Source organism: Streptococcus sp. Marseille-Q7156, from assembly GCF_965119495.1.
In genome coordinates this window covers 884,874-902,393 of sequence record NZ_CBCPLU010000001.1, presented here as the reverse complement: position 1 = coordinate 902,393, position 17,520 = coordinate 884,874, and the positions used below count along the sequence as shown (strand labels likewise).

At 39.5% G+C, this 17,520-nt stretch carries 17 protein-coding genes; 10 read left to right on the top strand and 7 right to left on the bottom strand.

Translation table 11 applies throughout. The features are described from left to right. The first annotated feature begins 26 nt into the window (after positions 1-26). The 5 genes from ACWPV5_RS04350 to radC all read left to right on the top strand — a co-directional run bounded on the left by ACWPV5_RS04350 (position 27) and on the right by radC (position 7,679). Entirely contained in the window at positions 27-1,193 is a 1,167-nt protein-coding gene (locus tag ACWPV5_RS04350; RefSeq protein WP_454382502.1) for a hypothetical protein, read from the top strand. Next, positions 1,186-2,661 carry a hypothetical protein gene (locus ACWPV5_RS04345; RefSeq protein ID WP_454382500.1) on the top strand — a complete coding sequence of 492 codons (1,476 nt, stop codon included), beginning with the start codon at positions 1,186-1,188 and terminating at the stop codon, positions 2,659-2,661. The genes ACWPV5_RS04350 and ACWPV5_RS04345 overlap by 8 nt, the downstream gene beginning before the upstream one ends. 173 nt (positions 2,662-2,834) lie before the next feature. Then, positions 2,835-4,505, top strand: a complete 1,671-nt coding sequence (locus ACWPV5_RS04340; protein WP_223330759.1) for a formate--tetrahydrofolate ligase — start codon at positions 2,835-2,837, stop codon at positions 4,503-4,505. A gap of 159 nt (positions 4,506-4,664) precedes the next feature. Then, positions 4,665-6,956 (top strand): DNA helicase PcrA, encoded by a 2,292-nt coding sequence (gene pcrA / locus ACWPV5_RS04335; RefSeq protein ID WP_454382498.1) that lies wholly within the window; start codon positions 4,665-4,667, stop codon positions 6,954-6,956. Positions 6,957-6,998: 42 nt separating this feature from the next. Next, positions 6,999-7,679: a RadC family protein gene (radC, locus tag ACWPV5_RS04330; RefSeq protein ID WP_261056310.1), complete on the top strand. Its 681-nt coding sequence runs from the start codon at positions 6,999-7,001 to the stop codon at positions 7,677-7,679. On the opposite strand, the gene ACWPV5_RS04325 is transcribed toward radC, so the two are convergent. The 7 genes from ACWPV5_RS04325 to ACWPV5_RS04295 all read right to left on the bottom strand — a co-directional run bounded on the left by ACWPV5_RS04325 (position 7,676) and on the right by ACWPV5_RS04295 (position 12,447). Then, positions 7,676-8,365, bottom strand: a complete 690-nt coding sequence (locus ACWPV5_RS04325; RefSeq protein ID WP_454382496.1) for a gamma-glutamyl-gamma-aminobutyrate hydrolase family protein — start codon at positions 8,363-8,365, stop codon at positions 7,676-7,678. The two genes, radC and ACWPV5_RS04325, sit on opposite strands and share 4 nt — an antisense overlap. 17 nt (positions 8,366-8,382) lie before the next feature. Beyond that, positions 8,383-9,024 (bottom strand): redox-sensing transcriptional repressor Rex, encoded by a 642-nt coding sequence (locus ACWPV5_RS04320; RefSeq protein ID WP_000653415.1) that lies wholly within the window; start codon positions 9,022-9,024, stop codon positions 8,383-8,385. Between the two features lie 82 nt (positions 9,025-9,106). Continuing rightward, the gene (locus ACWPV5_RS04315) at positions 9,107-9,322 is read right to left on the bottom strand and encodes a DUF4649 family protein (protein WP_454382494.1); all 216 of its coding nucleotides are present in this window, start codon (positions 9,320-9,322) and stop codon (positions 9,107-9,109) included. 7 nt (positions 9,323-9,329) lie between these two features. After that, a complete protein-coding gene (locus ACWPV5_RS04310; RefSeq protein ID WP_000863540.1) occupies positions 9,330-9,677 on the bottom strand; it encodes a DUF1831 domain-containing protein in 348 nt (115 codons plus the stop codon). A gap of 4 nt (positions 9,678-9,681) precedes the next feature. Further along, positions 9,682-10,797 (bottom strand): cysteine desulfurase family protein, encoded by a 1,116-nt coding sequence (locus ACWPV5_RS04305; protein ID WP_454382492.1) that lies wholly within the window; start codon positions 10,795-10,797, stop codon positions 9,682-9,684. 9 nt (positions 10,798-10,806) lie between these two features. Continuing rightward, positions 10,807-11,766, bottom strand: coding sequence for a ribose-phosphate diphosphokinase (locus ACWPV5_RS04300; protein WP_454382490.1), 960 nt, complete (start codon positions 11,764-11,766; stop codon positions 10,807-10,809). A 111-nt stretch (positions 11,767-11,877) separates the two neighbouring features. Beyond that, positions 11,878-12,447 (bottom strand): CYTH domain-containing protein, encoded by a 570-nt coding sequence (locus ACWPV5_RS04295; protein WP_261043129.1) that lies wholly within the window; start codon positions 12,445-12,447, stop codon positions 11,878-11,880. A 128-nt stretch (positions 12,448-12,575) separates the two neighbouring features. Here ACWPV5_RS04295 and ACWPV5_RS04290 point away from each other — a divergent pair, with 128 nt between their 5' ends. The 5 genes from ACWPV5_RS04290 to ACWPV5_RS04270 all read left to right on the top strand — a co-directional run bounded on the left by ACWPV5_RS04290 (position 12,576) and on the right by ACWPV5_RS04270 (position 17,426). Continuing rightward, complete coding sequence (locus ACWPV5_RS04290; protein ID WP_261043202.1) at positions 12,576-13,247, top strand: GTP pyrophosphokinase family protein; 672 nt, start codon at positions 12,576-12,578, stop codon at positions 13,245-13,247. Beyond that, positions 13,231-14,049 carry an NAD kinase gene (locus ACWPV5_RS04285; protein WP_261043203.1) on the top strand — a complete coding sequence of 273 codons (819 nt, stop codon included), beginning with the start codon at positions 13,231-13,233 and terminating at the stop codon, positions 14,047-14,049. The genes ACWPV5_RS04290 and ACWPV5_RS04285 overlap by 17 nt, the downstream gene beginning before the upstream one ends. Beyond that, complete coding sequence (locus ACWPV5_RS04280) at positions 14,046-14,942, top strand: RluA family pseudouridine synthase (protein ID WP_454382487.1); 897 nt, start codon at positions 14,046-14,048, stop codon at positions 14,940-14,942. Before ACWPV5_RS04285 ends, ACWPV5_RS04280 begins: the two co-directional genes overlap by 4 nt. 43 nt (positions 14,943-14,985) lie before the next feature. Next, positions 14,986-15,960 carry a phosphate acetyltransferase gene (gene pta / locus ACWPV5_RS04275; protein WP_000451580.1) on the top strand — a complete coding sequence of 325 codons (975 nt, stop codon included), beginning with the start codon at positions 14,986-14,988 and terminating at the stop codon, positions 15,958-15,960. 117 nt (positions 15,961-16,077) lie between these two features. Next, positions 16,078-17,426, top strand: a protein-coding gene (locus ACWPV5_RS04270) for an IS3 family transposase (protein ID WP_454382485.1) whose coding sequence is annotated in 2 segments (ribosomal slippage) — positions 16,078-16,519 and positions 16,519-17,426 — 1,350 coding nt in all. Because the reading frame shifts where the segments join, the coding sequence is not laid out codon by codon here. Positions 17,427-17,520 lie beyond the last annotated feature (94 nt).

Genomic DNA, 17,520 nt, shown 5'->3' with positions numbered 1-17,520 from the left:
AATATATGCAATAAGGAGAATGCTGAATGAATTTTTTTAAATTTGCTGACAATTTTACAAAAGAAGCTAGTAAGGTATTGAATGATGCTGGATCCGCTACCAGTAAATTATTAAATGAAGCAGGTAAATTTACTGGAGAAGCTATTACAGAGTCTGTAAAAGTTATGGAAGATGTATCAAGTCAGGTTGGCGATGTTATCACAGATGTTTCTGAAAAAGCTATTGGGGTAGCTAGTGATGTGGTAGAACATGTAACTAAAGCTTCATCGGAAAATGTTAATGAAGCCGGTAAAATAGTGAACAATACGAAAGAACAAATTGATGCTGTTGACCTTTTTAATTCTAAACTTAGACAAGAAGCTGTTGCTGGATATAAAGAAGCTGTAAGATTATATAACGATGAAGCTGATAATTTGGCTAATAAATCAACGGAGCTCTATCAGGTTAGGGAAAAAGCGATCAAAGTTGTAAAAATTATTGAAGAAAGAATTAGTAAGCTAGCAAATAAGCCAAAAGAGTTTGAAACAAAATTAGAAGAAATTGATGTTGAAATTCAGAATTTTGAAGATAAGCAAATTGCTATTTCACAGTCAATTAAGGAAGCTGAATTAGCAAGTGGTAGCACAGCGGCTACGGCTTCTCTTAGTGCCTTAGGAGTAACAGTTGCAACTTTAGGGCCTACTGCAGCTATGGGTGTTGCAACTACATTCGGTGTTGCATCAACGGGGACTGCAATTTCAAGTTTGACAGGTGCTGCAGCAAATAGCGCCGCTCTGGCTTGGTTAGGTGGTGGAAGTGTAGCAGCTGGTGGCGGTGGAGTGGCAGCAGGTAACGCATTTTTAGCATTGGCTGGTCCTGTCGGTTGGGGAATTGCAGGCGTTATGTTGACCGCTTCTGTAGGCGCTGGTGTAGTAGCTAATAGGAAAAATGAAGAAGTTGCAAAAGAGGCTATAGAAGAACAGAAAAATGTCGAATTGTTGGCTAGACAACTTAAAGAAAAAGTAATAGAAGTTACGGAATTAATAGAATTAACTGAAAAACAAACAGAAGGAATTTATTTAGCCAATTTATCTTTAACTGTAATGGACTATAGCTTATTTACTGAAGATGAAAAATATAAAGCAGGTAATTTAGTGAACTCAACACTATCACTAACAGCTATGATAAATAAGGAAATTAAAATAAATGGTTAATAGAATTTTTAATCAAGCATTTAATCAAGGCATTGGAGCATATATCAATTGCTTAAATCATTTGAGAATTCAAGATTTACAAATTGCTATGAAAATAATAGAAGATGAAGCTCGCAATGTCATCTTAAACAAGGATAATGCCTCTAAAATTTTAGATTATGCTAAGGATAGTATAGAAGATGTTATTGTTAAAAATCGAGGTGGAGATCGTGGAGTACATGGTTTTATTGCAGAATTTGCAGAAGAAGGAATTGTAAATGCAAGGAGAGCAATTGAGGGATTAAAGCCAATTGTTAAAGTTTTGAATGACAATGGACCAGCCGATTTATTAATTGGTAGAAATACTATTCAAATGAAGTTTTATAATAATTTACGTGATGAATTAGAACAATCATTTTTTTACAATACAAAAATGAAAATGATGTTTCCAAAAGATCACGTTCAAGTATTTGAAAAAATAATGGCTGGAGCAAAAGAAGTTGAACTTAATGGTAAGAGATTGTCCAGTAAACAAATTACGGATATACGCCAAATAATTAATGATATCACTGAAAGCAAGGGACTTACTTCATACAAATCTTGGATGAAATCCTCAGCATTAGATTATAAAGATGCTCAAAAGAATTCAATTAACTCTCTATTGGATTCTGAACAGAAAAATATTTATAAAACAGTCAAACTGAAACAACAAGAATTAAATAAAAAAAGATTAGTAGCCCAAAAACATGCACTACCAAATTTAAAACAAGCTAACAAGGTTGCAAGGAACGCAGCTTTTTTACAGGGTGATTTAGCTTTGATGTCGAGTGTATATGAAAAATATAAAGAAGGAAAAAATATTTTCGAATTCGAACAATCAGATTGGTTAGATTGTGGATTGGATACAGCTGAAGGAGTTATAAAAGGTGCAATATCTGGTTATTCTATTTACGGATTAACAAACGTCTTGGGGATTAGTGCTCCAAATGCTAGTGCTTTGGTTATGGCAACTTATGGAATGATAGACATTGTTCTAAAGTACAGAACCACAGAAATCACGCAAGATGAATTTATGAATCTTTTAACATTAAATGTAATGGATGCTTCTTTTGCAACAATTGGTGCTTGTATTGGTCAAACAATGATTCCTATACCAGTTCTAGGATCTGTAGTAGGCTCAATAGCCAGCTCACTCATTTGGGAAATAGGTAAGGGAATATTAAATGATAGCGAACAAAAAATCATTCAAGACTACCAGGAAAATCTGAATAATTACATAAAAATTTTAGATGAACATTATCTTGGTATTTATGACGAAATCATAGAAAAATATAAAAAACTGGGTGAATTACAAGATTATTCGTTTGATTTATCGTTAAATACTAAACTTAGTTTTGAGTATTCTATTGAGTTGGCAGAAAAATTAGAAATTGAAGATACAAGAATTTTACATAATTTATCTGAAATTGACAGCTATTTTCTTGACTAAATTATTTTCATTATTCTATAGTTTCAAACTATAAAGCCATATAAAATTTAAGAAAGGGCTCTAAAAACCTTTAAAATAAGGGATATTTACGAACGTTTAGAGAGTTTAAGGATGTTAAAAATCTTGTTTTGTGTTATAATGAATTATCATATAAGAGGTTAGAGGAGTTTTGAATGAAAACAGATATTGAAATCGCACAGAGTATTGAGTTGAAACCAATTGTTGATGTTGTAGAGAAACTTGGTATTTCTTACGACGATTTGGAGTTGTACGGAAAGTATAAGGCTAAACTCAGCTTTGATAAAATTCGTGCAGTTGAGAGCAATCCAGTCGGTAAATTGATCTTGGTTACTGCCATCAACCCAACGCCAGCAGGTGAAGGAAAATCAACCATTACAATTGGTCTTGCGGATGCCTTGAACAAGATTGGTAAGAAAACTATGATTGCTATCCGCGAACCATCTCTTGGTCCAGTAATGGGGATTAAGGGTGGTGCTGCTGGTGGTGGGTATGCCCAAGTTCTGCCAATGGAAGACATCAACCTCCACTTTACTGGGGACATGCATGCTATTACAACTGCCAACAATGCGCTTTCTGCCCTGATTGACAATCATTTGCACCAAGGAAATGAGCTAGGAATTGACCAACGTCGTATCCTCTGGAAACGTGTTGTGGATTTGAACGACCGAGCTCTTCGTCATGTGACCGTTGGACTTGGTGGTCCTCTAAACGGAATTCCACGTGAGGATGGTTTTGACATTACAGTTGCTTCAGAAATTATGGCCATTCTTTGCTTGGCAACGGATATCGAGGACTTGAAACGTCGTTTGGCTAATATTGTTATCGGTTATCGCTATGACCGAACACCTGTTTCTGTAGGTGATTTGCAGGTTGAGGGTGCTTTGGCATTGATTCTCAAAGATGCTATCAAACCAAACCTTGTTCAAACAATCTATGGTACACCTGCCTTTGTACACGGTGGTCCATTTGCCAATATTGCTCATGGATGTAATTCAGTCTTGGCAACAAGTACAGCCCTTCACCTAGCTGATTACACTGTTACTGAAGCTGGTTTTGGTGCAGACCTTGGTGCCGAGAAATTCCTTGATATCAAGACACCAAACTTGCCAACTTCTCCAGATGCAGTTGTCATTGTCGCAACCCTTCGTGCCCTTAAGATGAATGGTGGTGTGGCTAAAGATGCTCTTACAGAGGAAAATGTGGAGGCGGTTCGTGCAGGTTTTGCTAACTTGAAACGTCACGTTGAGAATATCCGTAAATTTGGAGTACCTGCAGTCGTAGCAATCAATGAATTTGTATCTGATACAGAAGCTGAGATTGCAGCCTTAAAAGAACTTTGTGCCTCAATTGATGTACCAGTTGAGTTGGCAAGTGTCTGGGCTGATGGTGCAGAAGGTGGGGTAGCACTTGCTGAGACAGTTGTTAAGACAATTGCTGAAACCCCAGCTAACTACAAACGTTTGTATGATAATGACCTTTCTGTCCAAGAAAAGATTGAAAAGATTGTTACTGAAATCTACCGTGGTAGCAAAGTAAACTTTGAGAAGAAAGCTCAAACACAAATCGCTCAAATCGTTCAGAATGGTTGGGACAAATTGCCAATCTGTATGGCTAAAACTCAATACAGTTTTTCAGATAATCCAAATGCACTTGGAGCACCTGAAAACTTTGAAATTACCATTCGTGAATTGGTGCCAAAATTAGGTGCAGGCTTCATCGTTGCCTTAACTGGTGATGTCATGACCATGCCAGGACTTCCAAAACGACCAGCTGCCCTCAACATGGATGTTGAAAGCGATGGAACCGTTCTAGGATTGTTCTAATAGTTTAATTGAAATCAAATGAGTTTGGAAATAATATCCAAGCTCATTTTTTATCTAGATATAAGAAGTTGCCTTCTACACGTAACCAGTCTAGGTAAAGATATTTTCCCTGAATTCTGATATAATAGAAATATTGACTTCAAGAGTAAGGAAGAGAAGATGAACGCATTATTAAATGGAATGAATGACCGTCAGGCTGAGGCGGTGCAAACGACAGAAGGGCCCTTGTTGATCATGGCGGGGGCTGGTTCTGGAAAGACCCGAGTTTTGACCCACCGCATTGCTTATTTGATTGATGAAAAGATGGTCAATCCTTGGAATATCTTGGCCATTACCTTTACTAATAAGGCTGCGCGTGAGATGAAAGAGCGTGCATATAGCCTCAATCCAGCTACTCAGGACTGTCTGATTGCGACCTTTCACTCCATGTGTGTTCGTATTTTGCGTCGAGATGCGGATCATATTGGTTACAACCGCAATTTTACTATTGTGGATCCTGGCGAACAACGAACTCTTATGAAACGCATTCTTAAACAGTTGAACTTGGATCCTAAAAAATGGAATGAACGCTCGATCTTAGGAACCATTTCGAACGCCAAGAATGACCTAATTGATGATGTGGCTTATGCTGCCCAAGCTGGCGATATGTATACGCAAATCGTGGCTCAGTGTTACACTGCTTACCAAAAAGAATTGCGTCAGTCTGAGTCGGTTGATTTTGATGATTTGATTATGTTGACCCTGCGTCTCTTTGATCAAAATCCTGATGTCTTGACCTACTATCAACAGAAATTCCAGTACATCCACGTTGATGAGTACCAAGATACTAACCATGCCCAGTACCAACTGGTCAAACTCTTGGCTTCCCGTTTTAAAAATATCTGTGTTGTTGGGGATGCAGACCAGTCTATCTACGGTTGGCGTGGTGCTGATATGCAGAATATCTTGGATTTTGAGAAAGATTATCCCCAAGCCAAGGTTGTTTTGTTGGAGGAGAATTACCGTTCAACCAAGACCATTCTGCAAGCGGCCAACGAGGTCATTAAAAACAATAAAAACCGCCGTCCTAAGAATCTCTGGACTCAAAATGCTGATGGGGAGCAAATCGTTTACTATCGTGCCAATGATGAGCTTGATGAAGCCGTCTTTGTAGCCAAAACTATTGATGAACTTGGTCGCAGCCAAAATTTCCTTCACAAGGATTTTGCAGTTCTCTATCGTACAAATGCGCAGTCTCGTACTATTGAGGAAGCCCTGCTCAAGTCTAATATTCCTTACACCATGGTTGGTGGAACCAAGTTCTATAGCCGTAAGGAAATCCGTGATATTATTGCTTACCTCAACCTCATTGCTAATTTGAGTGATAATATTAGTTTTGAGCGTATTATCAACGAACCGAAACGTGGAGTTGGGCCAGGTACTGTTGAGAAAATTCGTGATTTTGCGAATATGCAAGACATGTCCATGCTAGATGTTTCTGCAAACATCATGTTGTCTGGCATTAAAGGAAAAGCAGCCCAATCTATCTGGGATTTTGCCAATATGATTCTGGATTTGCGGGAGCAACTGGACCACTTAAGCATTACAGAGTTGGTTGAGGCAGTTCTAGAAAAAACAGGTTACGTCGATATTCTGAATGCCCAAGCGACTCTAGAAAGCAAGGCTCGGGTTGAAAATATCGAAGAGTTCCTTTCTGTGACGAAAAATTTTGACGACACCTCTGATGTGTCAGAAGAGGAAACTGGTCTGGACAAACTGAGTCGTTTCTTAAATGATTTAGCCTTGATTGCGGATACAGATTCAGGTAGTCAGGAGACATCAGAAGTGACCTTGATGACCCTACATGCTGCTAAAGGTCTTGAGTTTCCAGTTGTCTTTTTGATTGGGATGGAAGAAAATGTCTTTCCACTTAGTCGTGCGGCTGAAGATCAAGATGAATTAGAAGAAGAACGCCGTCTGGCCTATGTAGGAATTACGCGTGCAGAGAAAATTCTCTATCTGACAAATGCCAACTCGCGCCTGCTTTTTGGTCGTACCAACTACAACCGTCCAACTCGTTTTATTAACGAAATCAGCTCAGACTTGCTTGAGTATCAAGGTCTGGCGCGTCCAGCAAATTCAAGCTTTAAGGCATCATATAGCAGTGGTGGTCTTGCCTTCGGTCAAGGTATGAGTTTGGCGCAGGCCCTCCAAGACCGTAAACGTAGTGCTGCCCCAAAATCTATCCAGTCAAGCGGTCTTCCGTTTGGTCAATTTACAGCTGGAGCAAAATCAGGGTCTAGCGAGGCAAATTGGTCCATTGGTGACATTGCTCTCCACAAGAAATGGGGAGAGGGAACTGTTCTGGAAGTTTCAGGTAGCGGTGCTACTCAGGAATTAAAAATCAATTTCCCAGAAGTAGGCTTGAAAAAACTTTTAGCCAGTGTAGCCCCAATTGAGAAAAAAATCTAATTTTCCATCCTTCTCACGAATAATAAAGTGAGGAGGATTTTTATGTATAGTATTTCATTCCAAGAAGATTCACTATTACCAAGAGAAAGACTGGCAAAAGAAGGAGTTGAAGCGCTCAGTAATCAAGAGTTGTTAGCTATTTTACTTAGGACAGGAACACGTCAAGCTAGTGTTTTTGAAATTGCCCAGAAAGTTTTGAACAACCTTTCAAGCCTAACGGATTTGAAAAAAATGACCCTGCAGGAATTGCAGAGTCTATCTGGTATCGGTCGTGTTAAGGCCATAGAGTTACAAGCTATGATTGAACTGGGCTATCGTATTCACAAACACGAAACCCTTGAGATGGAAAGTATTCTCAGCAGTCAAAAGTTGGCCAAGAAGATGCAACAGGAATTGGGGGATAAAAAACAAGAGCACCTGGTGGCGCTCTATCTCAATACTCAAAATCAAATCATCCATCAACAGACCATTTTTATCGGCTCAGCTACCCGCAGTATCGCTGAACCGCGAGAGATTCTTCACTATGCCATCAAGCATATGGCGACCTCTCTCATCTTGGTTCACAATCATCCTTCGGGAGCGGTAGCGCCTAGCCGAAATGATGATCATGTCACTAAACTTGTAAAAGAAGCCTGTGACCTGATGGGGATTGTCCTCTTGGACCATTTGATTGTCTCTCATTCTAATTACTTTAGTTATCGTGAAAAGACGGATTTAATCTAAAGTTCATTAACGACATAGTCAAAGAGATTTTTATCTTTGGGACGATTTTCAAATAGAAACTCTGGATGCCATTGGACACCGAGAAAGGCGACATCATCCGTACTCATGACAGCCTCAATGATACCATCTTTAGGATCATGAGCTGCAATCTTTAAGTTAGGTGCTAAATCCTTGATGCTCTGGTGGTGGAAGGAGTTGATATGGGAGATTTCTCCATAGATTTCTCGGAGAACGGTATTTGGTTCTGTCACTAAGCGTTGAGTTGTGTATTCGGCAGAACAATCCTGCCAGTGGTCTTCGATATCTTGGTACAGAGTTCCTCCCATGGCAACGTTAAAGAGCTGAGTTCCACGGCAGACAGAAAAAATAGGCTTTTTCTGGTTAATAGCTTCCTTGATGAGGGCCAGTTCGAAGATATCTCTTTGAAGGTGGTAGTCATCGCTATCAATGGTTTTTGGTTCACCATAGAATTTCGGGTCAACATTTTGCCCACCTGTCAAGATGAGCTTGTCAATCATACTGATATAGTGGCTAGCCATTTCTTGATTACCAATCGGTAGGATGATGGGAATCCCTCCAGCGTCTTTAACGCCTTCAACAAAGCCTTTTGCTGCGTAGCTCATCATGATGTCATCATCTGGATGAGTTTTTTCGTTTCCTGTAATCCCAATAACTGGTTTTTTCATAAAATGATTTTCGCTTTCTAATCCTCTTTTCGCATGAAATAGAGGAGGGTTTGGAGTTCACTTGTCAGATCGACATACTGAACGACCACGTCTTTTGGTAAATGCAGATGGACTGGTGAAAAACTGAGAATCCCTTTAACGCCAGCATCCACCAAGAGATTGGCAACCTCTTGGGATTTAACGCTAGGAACAGTCAGGATAGCAGTCTTCACATCAGCATCCTGGATTTTATCCTTGATTTGAGAAATTCCGTAAATAGGAATCCCGTCGGGAGTTTGGCTACCAACTTCAGGATGGTCATCTAGGTCAAAGGCCATGATAATCTTCATCTTGTTACGCTCATGGAAGCGGTAGTGGAGAAGGGCATGGCCCATATTTCCAATACCAACCAGCATGACATTGGTAATAGAGTTATCATTGAGCAAATCGGCAAAAAACGTCATCAGTTTTTTGACATCATAGCCAAAACCACGACGACCAAGTTCACCAAAATAGGAAAAATCACGACGAACGGTCGCTGAATCAATTCCAATGGCCTCTGCAATTTGCTTAGAGTTGGCACGTTCAATCTTTTCTGCATGAAATCTCTTAAAAATTCGATAGTAGAGAGAGAGTCTTTTCGCTGTAGCTTTTGGAATAGCAGACTGTTTATCTTTCACAAAATCACAACCTTTCTATTCTTCTATTTTATAGAAACATTGTGAAAAAATCAACAAAAATAAGAAAAAACTAAGAAAAATCTTAGTTTCGATGTAAAAAATCTGCATGTGATAGAAAACGGTAGAGGTCTCCGACCAGTCCTTGGTAAACTTCCTGTCCCTCAAAAGTCAAAGAAGTCACATAAAGTGTATCTGGTAGAGTCACACATCCTGACAGAGCCAGCATGAGAGCTTCATAATCTTCATACTTGAGAGTCCGCTCTACATGATAGTTATCCTTATAGGTCAGTTCAAACATTTTGGCTCTATCTTTCTGATTTTGTAAAGACACCACGTTCTACCAAGCTATCCATGAGGAAGTAGAATTTTTCCTGATGAATGTGGTGGTCTTCTGATTTGAAAATATCAACTAGACGAAGGCCAAACTTGTCAGTGATATTGATTTTAGCACCTGTAAGTTCCTTGTTAATGATGATTTTGAGTTGGAATCCCTCACCACTGTTTGGAACTTTTTCAAGTAGGCGAGTCAGTTCATAGTTACCAACCTTTGTCTCAAAAAAGGTGTTATCTTTGAGGGTGAATTTTTTAACAGAAGGGCTAAGAGTGTAGTCGTAACGACAATTTTTTAACTGAATGGTTTTTTCAAATGCCATATGGCTAACCTCCGATAATTTCTTTTAAGGTTTTTGCGAGGGTTTGTAGATCTTCAATAGTATTTTGTGGGGAGAAACTGATACGAACGGATTCCTTCAGGCATTCTGAATTTGTCTTATACATGGCTTCAAGAACATGGCTGGATTGGACAATACCGGCAGTACAGGCTGAGCCAGTTGAGATTGAAATTCCAGCTAAATCTAGACGAAGGAGTAAGAGGTCATTTTTCTGGCCAGGAAATCCAATATTGAGAACATAAGGGAGATGATGTTGTCCTCTATTCAAGTAATATTGAATTCCCTCTAGCTCTGCCAGAAAGGCAGTTTCTAGATTTTGTACATGTTGAAAATGTTTTTCTTGCTTTTCTAGGTCTTCTTTTAGGGCTGCAACCATGCCCACAATCGCAGCTAAATTTTCAGTCCCTGCACGCTTTTTCTGTTCTTGGTCTCCACCATGGAGATAGGAATCAAAGTCCATGCTAGATGCGTAGAGAAAACCGATTCCCTTAGGACCATGGAATTTATGGGCAGAAGCAGTGAGAAAATCAATGCCTAATTCTTCTGGGTGAATTGGGATTTTGCCAATAGCCTGAACTGCATCCACATGATAGGCAGCAGGGTGTTGTTTGAGTATTTGGCCAATTTCAGCAATGGGCAGTAGGTTTCCTGTCTCATTATTGGCAAACATGGTGGAAACCAAGATTGTATCGTCACGCAAAGCCTTTTGAATTTGTAGGGCTGTGATTTCTTGATTTTCTGGTTGGATAATGGTTGCTTCAAAACCAAAGTGTTGAACCAGGTAATCAATGGTTTCAAGAACAGCATGGTGCTCGATGGCAGTTGTGATGATATGTTTTCCTTGTTCTTGGTGACGAAGGCAGTAGCCTATGATAGCAGTATTGTTGCCTTCAGTCCCACCAGAAGTGAAAAAGATATGTTGAGGTTTTGTCCCTAGTAACTGAGCTAGTTCCTGACGGGCTTCTCGCAAGAGTTTGCCAGCTTGACGACCATGACCATGAATACTAGAAGGATTTCCGTGGGTTTCTTGCATAACCTTGGTCATAGCTGAAATAGCAACTGCTGACATGGGTGTCGTTGCAGCATTGTCCAAATAAATCAAAGAATCACCTTATTTCTTTTTGTTGTAGGCAAAGAGTGGGCTGACTGGTTTTCTTTCGTGGATACGGACGATGGCATCACCAATTAACTCACTAGCAGTAATGTAGCATACGTTTTTAGGAGTTTTTTCTTTTGTTGCTACTGAATCAGTCACAAGAATTTCTTTAATCTTAGTATTGTCAAGAAGTTCAGCAGCTCCTTCGACGAAGAGACCGTGGCTAGAAACAGCATAAATTTCTGTCGCCCCTTCACGTTCAACGATTTTTGCGGCTTCAGAGAATGTACGTCCAGTATTTAAAATATCGTCAATCAAGATGGCTTTCTTACCTTCAACATCACCGATGATATAGCCCTCGTTGCGACTTGCATCGTCTTGTGGGTAGTCGATAATGGCGATAGGAGCATCAAGATATTCAGCCAGGCTACGAGCACGTTTCACCCCTGAATTTTTAGGGCTAACGACAACAACATCTGAACCTCTTAATCCTTTATCACAGTAGTGTTTAGCAAAGAGAGGAACAGTGTAAAGATTATCTACAGGAATATCAAAGAAACCTTGTACTTGAACTGCATGCAGATCGAGGGTAAGGACACGATCTACACCAGCTTTAACCAGCATGTTAGCGACTAGTTTAGCTGTAAGTGGCTCACGAGGTGAAGCAATGCGGTCTTGACGTGCATAGCCGAAATATGGAAGGACAACGTTAATAGTATTGGCACTTGCACGCACACAAGCATCAACCATGATCAACAATTCCATTAGGTGGTTGTTAACAGGGAAACTTGTTGATTGGATGATGTATACATCATAACCACGGACACTTTCTTCGATATTCACTTGGATTTCTCCGTCTGAAAATTGACGTGATGATAGTTTTCCAAGCGGGACACCAACAGCTTGAGCAATTTTCTGTGCAATCTCTTGGTTAGAGTTGAGTGCGAAAAGTTTCATGTTTTTTCTATCTGACATTATAGACCGTCCTCTGTAAACTTTATGGAGCCAAGCCATATGCTTTAGCATATATTGACTTGGATTCGAATATTTTTATCTTTTCTATTTTACCAAAAAATAGAGATTATTTCAGCTATTTTTTATGCTTTTGACAAATCGAACCAATTTTGAAGGGGCTTTTTGGTAGGAAATCTGATTTTTCTCTAAAAATTGTTGGAAATCCTGTTTGCCTTGCTCGTGATTTTCCACTTCAAGCTCCAATTCGTAATCTATCCTATCAAAGTATTGACTCTCATCCAGCGCCATGAGACCAATAGCTGTCTTCATTTCATAGCGAAGCGTTGTGAGACAACCAAGCACCTGCCATTTCTTACTTTGGATACCATGTTTAGCCAATTCATCAAAAACCAGCCCCTGAGGTAGTTCTTCCTTGCTCAGATAGTTCTCAGCATCTTTTAGTTGCAATTTTTGATTGTATTCCATGTTTCCAACACTTTGTGGGACTTTGAGTGTCAATTCTGCCCAGTCTTCAAAGGTTCGAATGCGCATAGCAACTTTCTTTTCTCGCAGTTCAAAATCAGGCGTGTCGATGTAGTAATTTTTTTGAAGAACAGGAGTGACACCTGTGAATTGGTCTTTTAGACGATTGTATTCATCTTTTTTCAAGAGTGTTTTCAATTCAATTTCTAAATGTTTCATTTTTCTTACCTTTTCTTTATCGTTGAAAGCGGATTTATGGTATAATAAGCATTGTATTTATTGTATATGAATCTGGAGAAAAAATCAAAGATATTTTTGAAGGATAATATGAAAACAAGGGAGAATATATGACCTTAGAATGGGAAGAATTTCTAGATCCTTACATTCAAGCTGTTGGTGAGTTAAAGATTAAACTTCGTGGTATTCGGAAGCAATATCGTAAGCAAAATAAGCATTCTCCGATTGAGTTTGTGACGGGTCGGGTCAAGCCAATTGAAAGTATCAAGGAAAAAATGGCTCGGCGTGGCATTACTTATGCGACCTTAGAGCACGATTTGCAAGATATTGCTGGTTTGCGTGTGATGGTTCAGTTTGTAGATGACGTTAAGGAAGTAGTGGAAATTTTGCACAAACGTCAGGACATGCGAATCATACAGGAGCGAGATTACATTACTCATCGAAAAGCATCAGGCTATCGTTCCTATCACGTGGTAGTAGAATATATGGTTGACACCATCAGTGGAGCCAAGACTATTTTGGCAGAAATTCAAATACGTACCTTGGCCATGAATTTCTGGGCAACGATAGAACATTCTCTCAACTACAAGTACCAAGGGGATTTCCCAGAGGAAATTAAAAAGAGACTGGAAATTACTGCCAAAATTGCCCATCAGTTGGATGAAGAAATGGGTAAAATTCGAGATGATATTCAAGAAGCTCAGGCTCTTTTTGATCCTTTGAGTAGAAAATTAAATGACGGTGTAGGAAACAGTGACGATACAGATGAAGAATATAGGTAAACGAATTGACCTGATAGCCAATAGAAAACCGCAGAGTCAAAGGGTCTTGTATGAATTACGAGATCGTTTGAAGAGAAATCAGTTTATACTCAATGATACCAATCCGGATATTGTTATTTCTATTGGTGGGGATGGCATGCTCTTATCAGCCTTTCATAAGTACGAAAATCAACTTGATAAGGTACGCTTTATCGGTGTTCATACGGGACATTTGGGCTTCTATACGGACTACCGTGATTTTGAGTTGGACAAGCTAGTGACTAATTTGCAGCTAGATACTGGAGCAAGAGTTTCTTATCCGGTTTTGAATGTAAAGGTTTTTCTTGGAAATGGAGAGGTCAAGATTTTCAGAGCTCTCAACGAAGCTAGCATCCGCAGGTCCGATCGAACCATGGTGGCGGATATTGTAATTAATGGTGTACCCTTTGAACGTTTTCGCGGAGATGGGCTAACAGTTTCGACACCGACTGGTAGCACAGCCTATAATAAGTCGCTTGGTGGAGCTGTTTTACACCCTACCATTGAAGCTCTTCAGTTGACGGAAATTGCCAGCCTTAATAATCGCGTCTATCGAACGCTAGGTTCGTCCATTATTGTTCCTAAGAAGGATAAGATTGAACTTATCCCAACGAGAAACGATTACCATACCATTTCTGTTGACAATAGCGTTTATTCCTTCCGAAATATTGAGAGCATCGAGTATCAAATCGACCATCATAAGATTCACTTTGTTGCTTCACCTAGTCACACCAGTTTTTGGAATCGTGTTAAGGATGCTTTCATCGGCGAGGTGGACGAATGAGGTTTGAATTTATCGCAGATGAGCATGTCAAGGTTAAGACCTTCTTAAAAAAGCATGAGGTTTCTAAGGGACTTCTGGCCAAGATTAAGTTTCGAGGTGGAGCTATTCTAGTCAATGACCAACCGCAAAATGCAACTTATCTATTGGACATTGGAGACCGCGTTACCATTGATATTCCTGCTGAGGAAGGTTTTGAAACTCTAGAAGCTATCGAGCTCCCACTGGATCTTCTCTATGAGGATGACCATTTTCTAGTCTTAAACAAACCCTATGGAGTGGCTTCTATTCCTAGTGTTAATCACTCCAATACCATTGCCAATTTTATCAAGGGTTACTACGTCAAGCAAAATTATGAAAATCAGCAGGTTCACATTGTGACCAGACTTGATAAAGATACTTCTGGCTTGATGCTCTTTGCAAAACATGGCTATGCCCACGCACGATTAGACAAGCAGTTGCAGAAAAAGTCTATTGAGAAACGCTACTTTGCTTTGGTTAAAGGTGATGGACACTTGGAAGCAGAGGGGGAAATTATTGCTCCGATTGCGCGTGATGAAGACTCCATTATCACCAGAAGAGTGGCTAAAGGTGGAAAGTATGCCCATACTTCCTACAAGATTGTCGCTTCCTATGGAAATATCCACTTGGTCGACATTCGTTTGCACACTGGTCGAACCCACCAAATCCGAGTCCATTTTTCTCATATTGGTTTTCCTTTGTTGGGAGATGACTTGTATGGTGGTAATCTGGACGATGGCATTCAACGTCAGGCCCTACATTGCCACTACCTATCCTTTTATCATCCATTTTTAGAGCAAGACTTGCAGTTAGAAAGTCCCTTGCCGGATGATTTCAGTAACCTTATTACTCAGTTATCAACTAATACTCTATAAAAACTGTTTCAGAGTATAATTATTATCTAAAAGGAGAAAACTCATGGAAGTTTTTGAAAGTCTAAAAGCCAACCTTGTTGGTAAAAATGCTCGTATCGTTCTCCCTGAAGGGGAAGAGCCACGTATTCTTCAAGCAACTAAACGCTTGGTAAAAGAAACAGAAGTGATTCCTGTTTTGCTCGGAAATCCTGAAAAAATTAAAATTTATCTTGAAATTGAAGGGATCATGGATGGTTATGAAGTCATTGACCCTCAACATTATCCTCAATTTGAAGAAATGGTTGCTGCCTTAGTAGAGCGTCGCAAGGGCAAAATGTCTGAAGAAGATGCACGCAAGGTTTTGGTTGAAGATGTCAACTATTTTGGTGTTATGTTAGTTTACTTGGGCTTGGTTGATGGAATGGTATCAGGTGCGATTCACTCAACAGCTTCAACAGTACGTCCAGCTCTTCAAATCATCAAAACTCGTCCAAATGTGACTCGTACTTCAGGTGCCTTCCTCATGGTTCGTGGTACGGAACGTTACCTATTTGGAGACTGTGCTATCAATATCAATCCTGATGCAGAAGCCTTGGCTGAAATTGCCATCAACTCAGCAATCACAGCTAAGATGTTTGGCATCGAGCCTAAAATTGCCATGCTGAGCTATTCTACTAAAGGTTCAGGATTTGGTGAAAGCGTCGATAAGGTTGTAGAAGCCACTAAAATTGCTCACGACTTGCGTCCTGACCTTGAAATCGATGGTGAGTTGCAATTTGATGCAGCCTTTGTTCCTGAAACTGCAGCTCTGAAAGCTCCTGGAAGTACGGTAGCTGGTCAAGCAAATGTCTTCATCTTCCCAGGTATCGAGGCAGGAAATATCGGATACAAGATGGCTGAACGTCTTGGTGGCTTTGCGGCTGTAGGACCTGTTTTGCAAGGTTTGAACAAGCCAGTTAACGACCTTTCTCGTGGATGTAATGCGGATGATGTGTACAAGTTGACCCTTATCACAGCGGCCCAAGCAGTTCATCAATAAAGAGAAGTTATACCAAATAATCCGTATTTATAATCAAAAAACGCACAGTATCAGGAGCCGAATGAACTGCACCCCAAAAGTTAGACAGAAAAATCTAACTTTTGGGGTGTTTTTATTATGAAATTAACTTATGATGATAAAGTTCAGATCTATGAACTTAGAAAACAAGGATATAGCTTAGAGAAGCTTTCAAATAAATTTGGGATAAACAATTCTAATATTAGGTACATGATTAAATTGATTGATCGTTACGGAATGGAGTTCGTCAAAAAAGGAAAAAATCGTTACTATTCTCCTGATTTAAAACAAGAAATGATTCATAAAGTCTTACATGAAGGCTGGACTAAAGATAGAGTTTCTCTTGAATACGGCCTCCCAAGTCGTACGATACTTCTTAATTGGCTAGCACAATACAGGAAAAACGGGTATACTATTGTTGAGAAAACAAGAGGGAGAGTACCTAAAATGGGACGTAAGCCAAAAACGAGACCTGAAGAGAGGACAGAATTAGAACGTCTTCAAGCAGAAAATGAGTACTTGAGAGCGGAGAATGCCATTCTAAAAAAGTTAAGAGAACTCCGATTGAAGGAGGAAAAAGAGAAAGAAGAAAGACAGAAATTGTTCAAGAATTAATGACTGAGTTTTCGTTAGATATTCTTCTAAAAGCCATTAAACTAGCTCGTTCGACCTACTACTATCACTTGAAACAGCTAGACAAACCAGATAAGGACCAAGAGCTTAAAGCTGAAATTCAATCCATTTTTATCGAACACAAGGGAAATTATGGTTATCGTCGGATTCATTTAGAACTAAGAAATCGTGGTTATCTGGTAAATCATAAAAGAGTTCAACGCTTGATGAAAGTACTCAATTTACAAGCTAAAATGCGACAGAAACGAAAATATTCTTCTCATAAAGGAGACGTTGGTAAGAAGGCAGATAATCTCATTCAACGTCAATTTGAAGGCTCTAAAACAATGGAAAAGTGCTACACAGATGTGACAGAATTTGCCATTCCAGCAAGTACTCAAAAGCTTTACTTATCACCAGTTTTAGATGGTTTCAACAGCGAAATTATCGCCTATAATCTTTCAACTTCACCCAACTTAGAACAAGTACGAACAATGTTGGAACAGGCCTTCACAGAGAAGCACTATGAGAATACGATTCTCCATAGTGACCAAGGCTGGCAATATCAACACGATTCTTATCATCGCTTCCTAGAAAGTAAGGGAATTCAAGCATCCATGTCACGTAAAGGTAACAGCCCAGACAACGGTATGATGGAGTCCTTCTTTGGCATTCTGAAATCGGAGATGTTTTATGGTTATGAGAAGTCATTTCAGTCGCTTAAGCAATTGGAACAAGCCATTGTAGACTATATTGATTACTACAACAATAAACGAATTAAGGTAAAACTAAAAGGACTTAGCCCTGTGCAATACAGAACTAAATCCTTCGGATAAATTAATTGTCTAACTTTTTGGGGTCAGTACAGAAAAACCTTGATACTATGCGTTTTATTGTGTGAAGATTTACTTCATTTTCTCTTAAAATTGA

Coding starts and splice junctions, on each gene's coding strand:
- ACWPV5_RS04350 (WP_454382502.1), top strand. CDS start 27: ATGAATTTTTTTAAATTTGCTGACAATTTTACAAAAGAAGCTAGTAAG.
- ACWPV5_RS04345 (WP_454382500.1), top strand. CDS start 1,186: ATGGTTAATAGAATTTTTAATCAAGCATTTAATCAAGGCATTGGAGCA.
- ACWPV5_RS04340 (WP_223330759.1), top strand. CDS start 2,835: ATGAAAACAGATATTGAAATCGCACAGAGTATTGAGTTGAAACCAATT.
- pcrA (WP_454382498.1), top strand. CDS start 4,665: ATGAACGCATTATTAAATGGAATGAATGACCGTCAGGCTGAGGCGGTG.
- radC (WP_261056310.1), top strand. CDS start 6,999: ATGTATAGTATTTCATTCCAAGAAGATTCACTATTACCAAGAGAAAGA.
- ACWPV5_RS04325 (WP_454382496.1), bottom strand. CDS start 8,365: ATGAAAAAACCAGTTATTGGGATTACAGGAAACGAAAAAACTCATCCA.
- ACWPV5_RS04315 (WP_454382494.1), bottom strand. CDS start 9,322: ATGTTTGAACTGACCTATAAGGATAACTATCATGTAGAGCGGACTCTC.
- ACWPV5_RS04310 (WP_000863540.1), bottom strand. CDS start 9,677: ATGGCATTTGAAAAAACCATTCAGTTAAAAAATTGTCGTTACGACTAC.
- ACWPV5_RS04300 (WP_454382490.1), bottom strand. CDS start 11,766: ATGTCAGATAGAAAAAACATGAAACTTTTCGCACTCAACTCTAACCAA.
- ACWPV5_RS04295 (WP_261043129.1), bottom strand. CDS start 12,447: ATGAAACATTTAGAAATTGAATTGAAAACACTCTTGAAAAAAGATGAA.
- ACWPV5_RS04290 (WP_261043202.1), top strand. CDS start 12,576: ATGACCTTAGAATGGGAAGAATTTCTAGATCCTTACATTCAAGCTGTT.
- ACWPV5_RS04285 (WP_261043203.1), top strand. CDS start 13,231: ATGAAGAATATAGGTAAACGAATTGACCTGATAGCCAATAGAAAACCG.
- ACWPV5_RS04280 (WP_454382487.1), top strand. CDS start 14,046: ATGAGGTTTGAATTTATCGCAGATGAGCATGTCAAGGTTAAGACCTTC.
- pta (WP_000451580.1), top strand. CDS start 14,986: ATGGAAGTTTTTGAAAGTCTAAAAGCCAACCTTGTTGGTAAAAATGCT.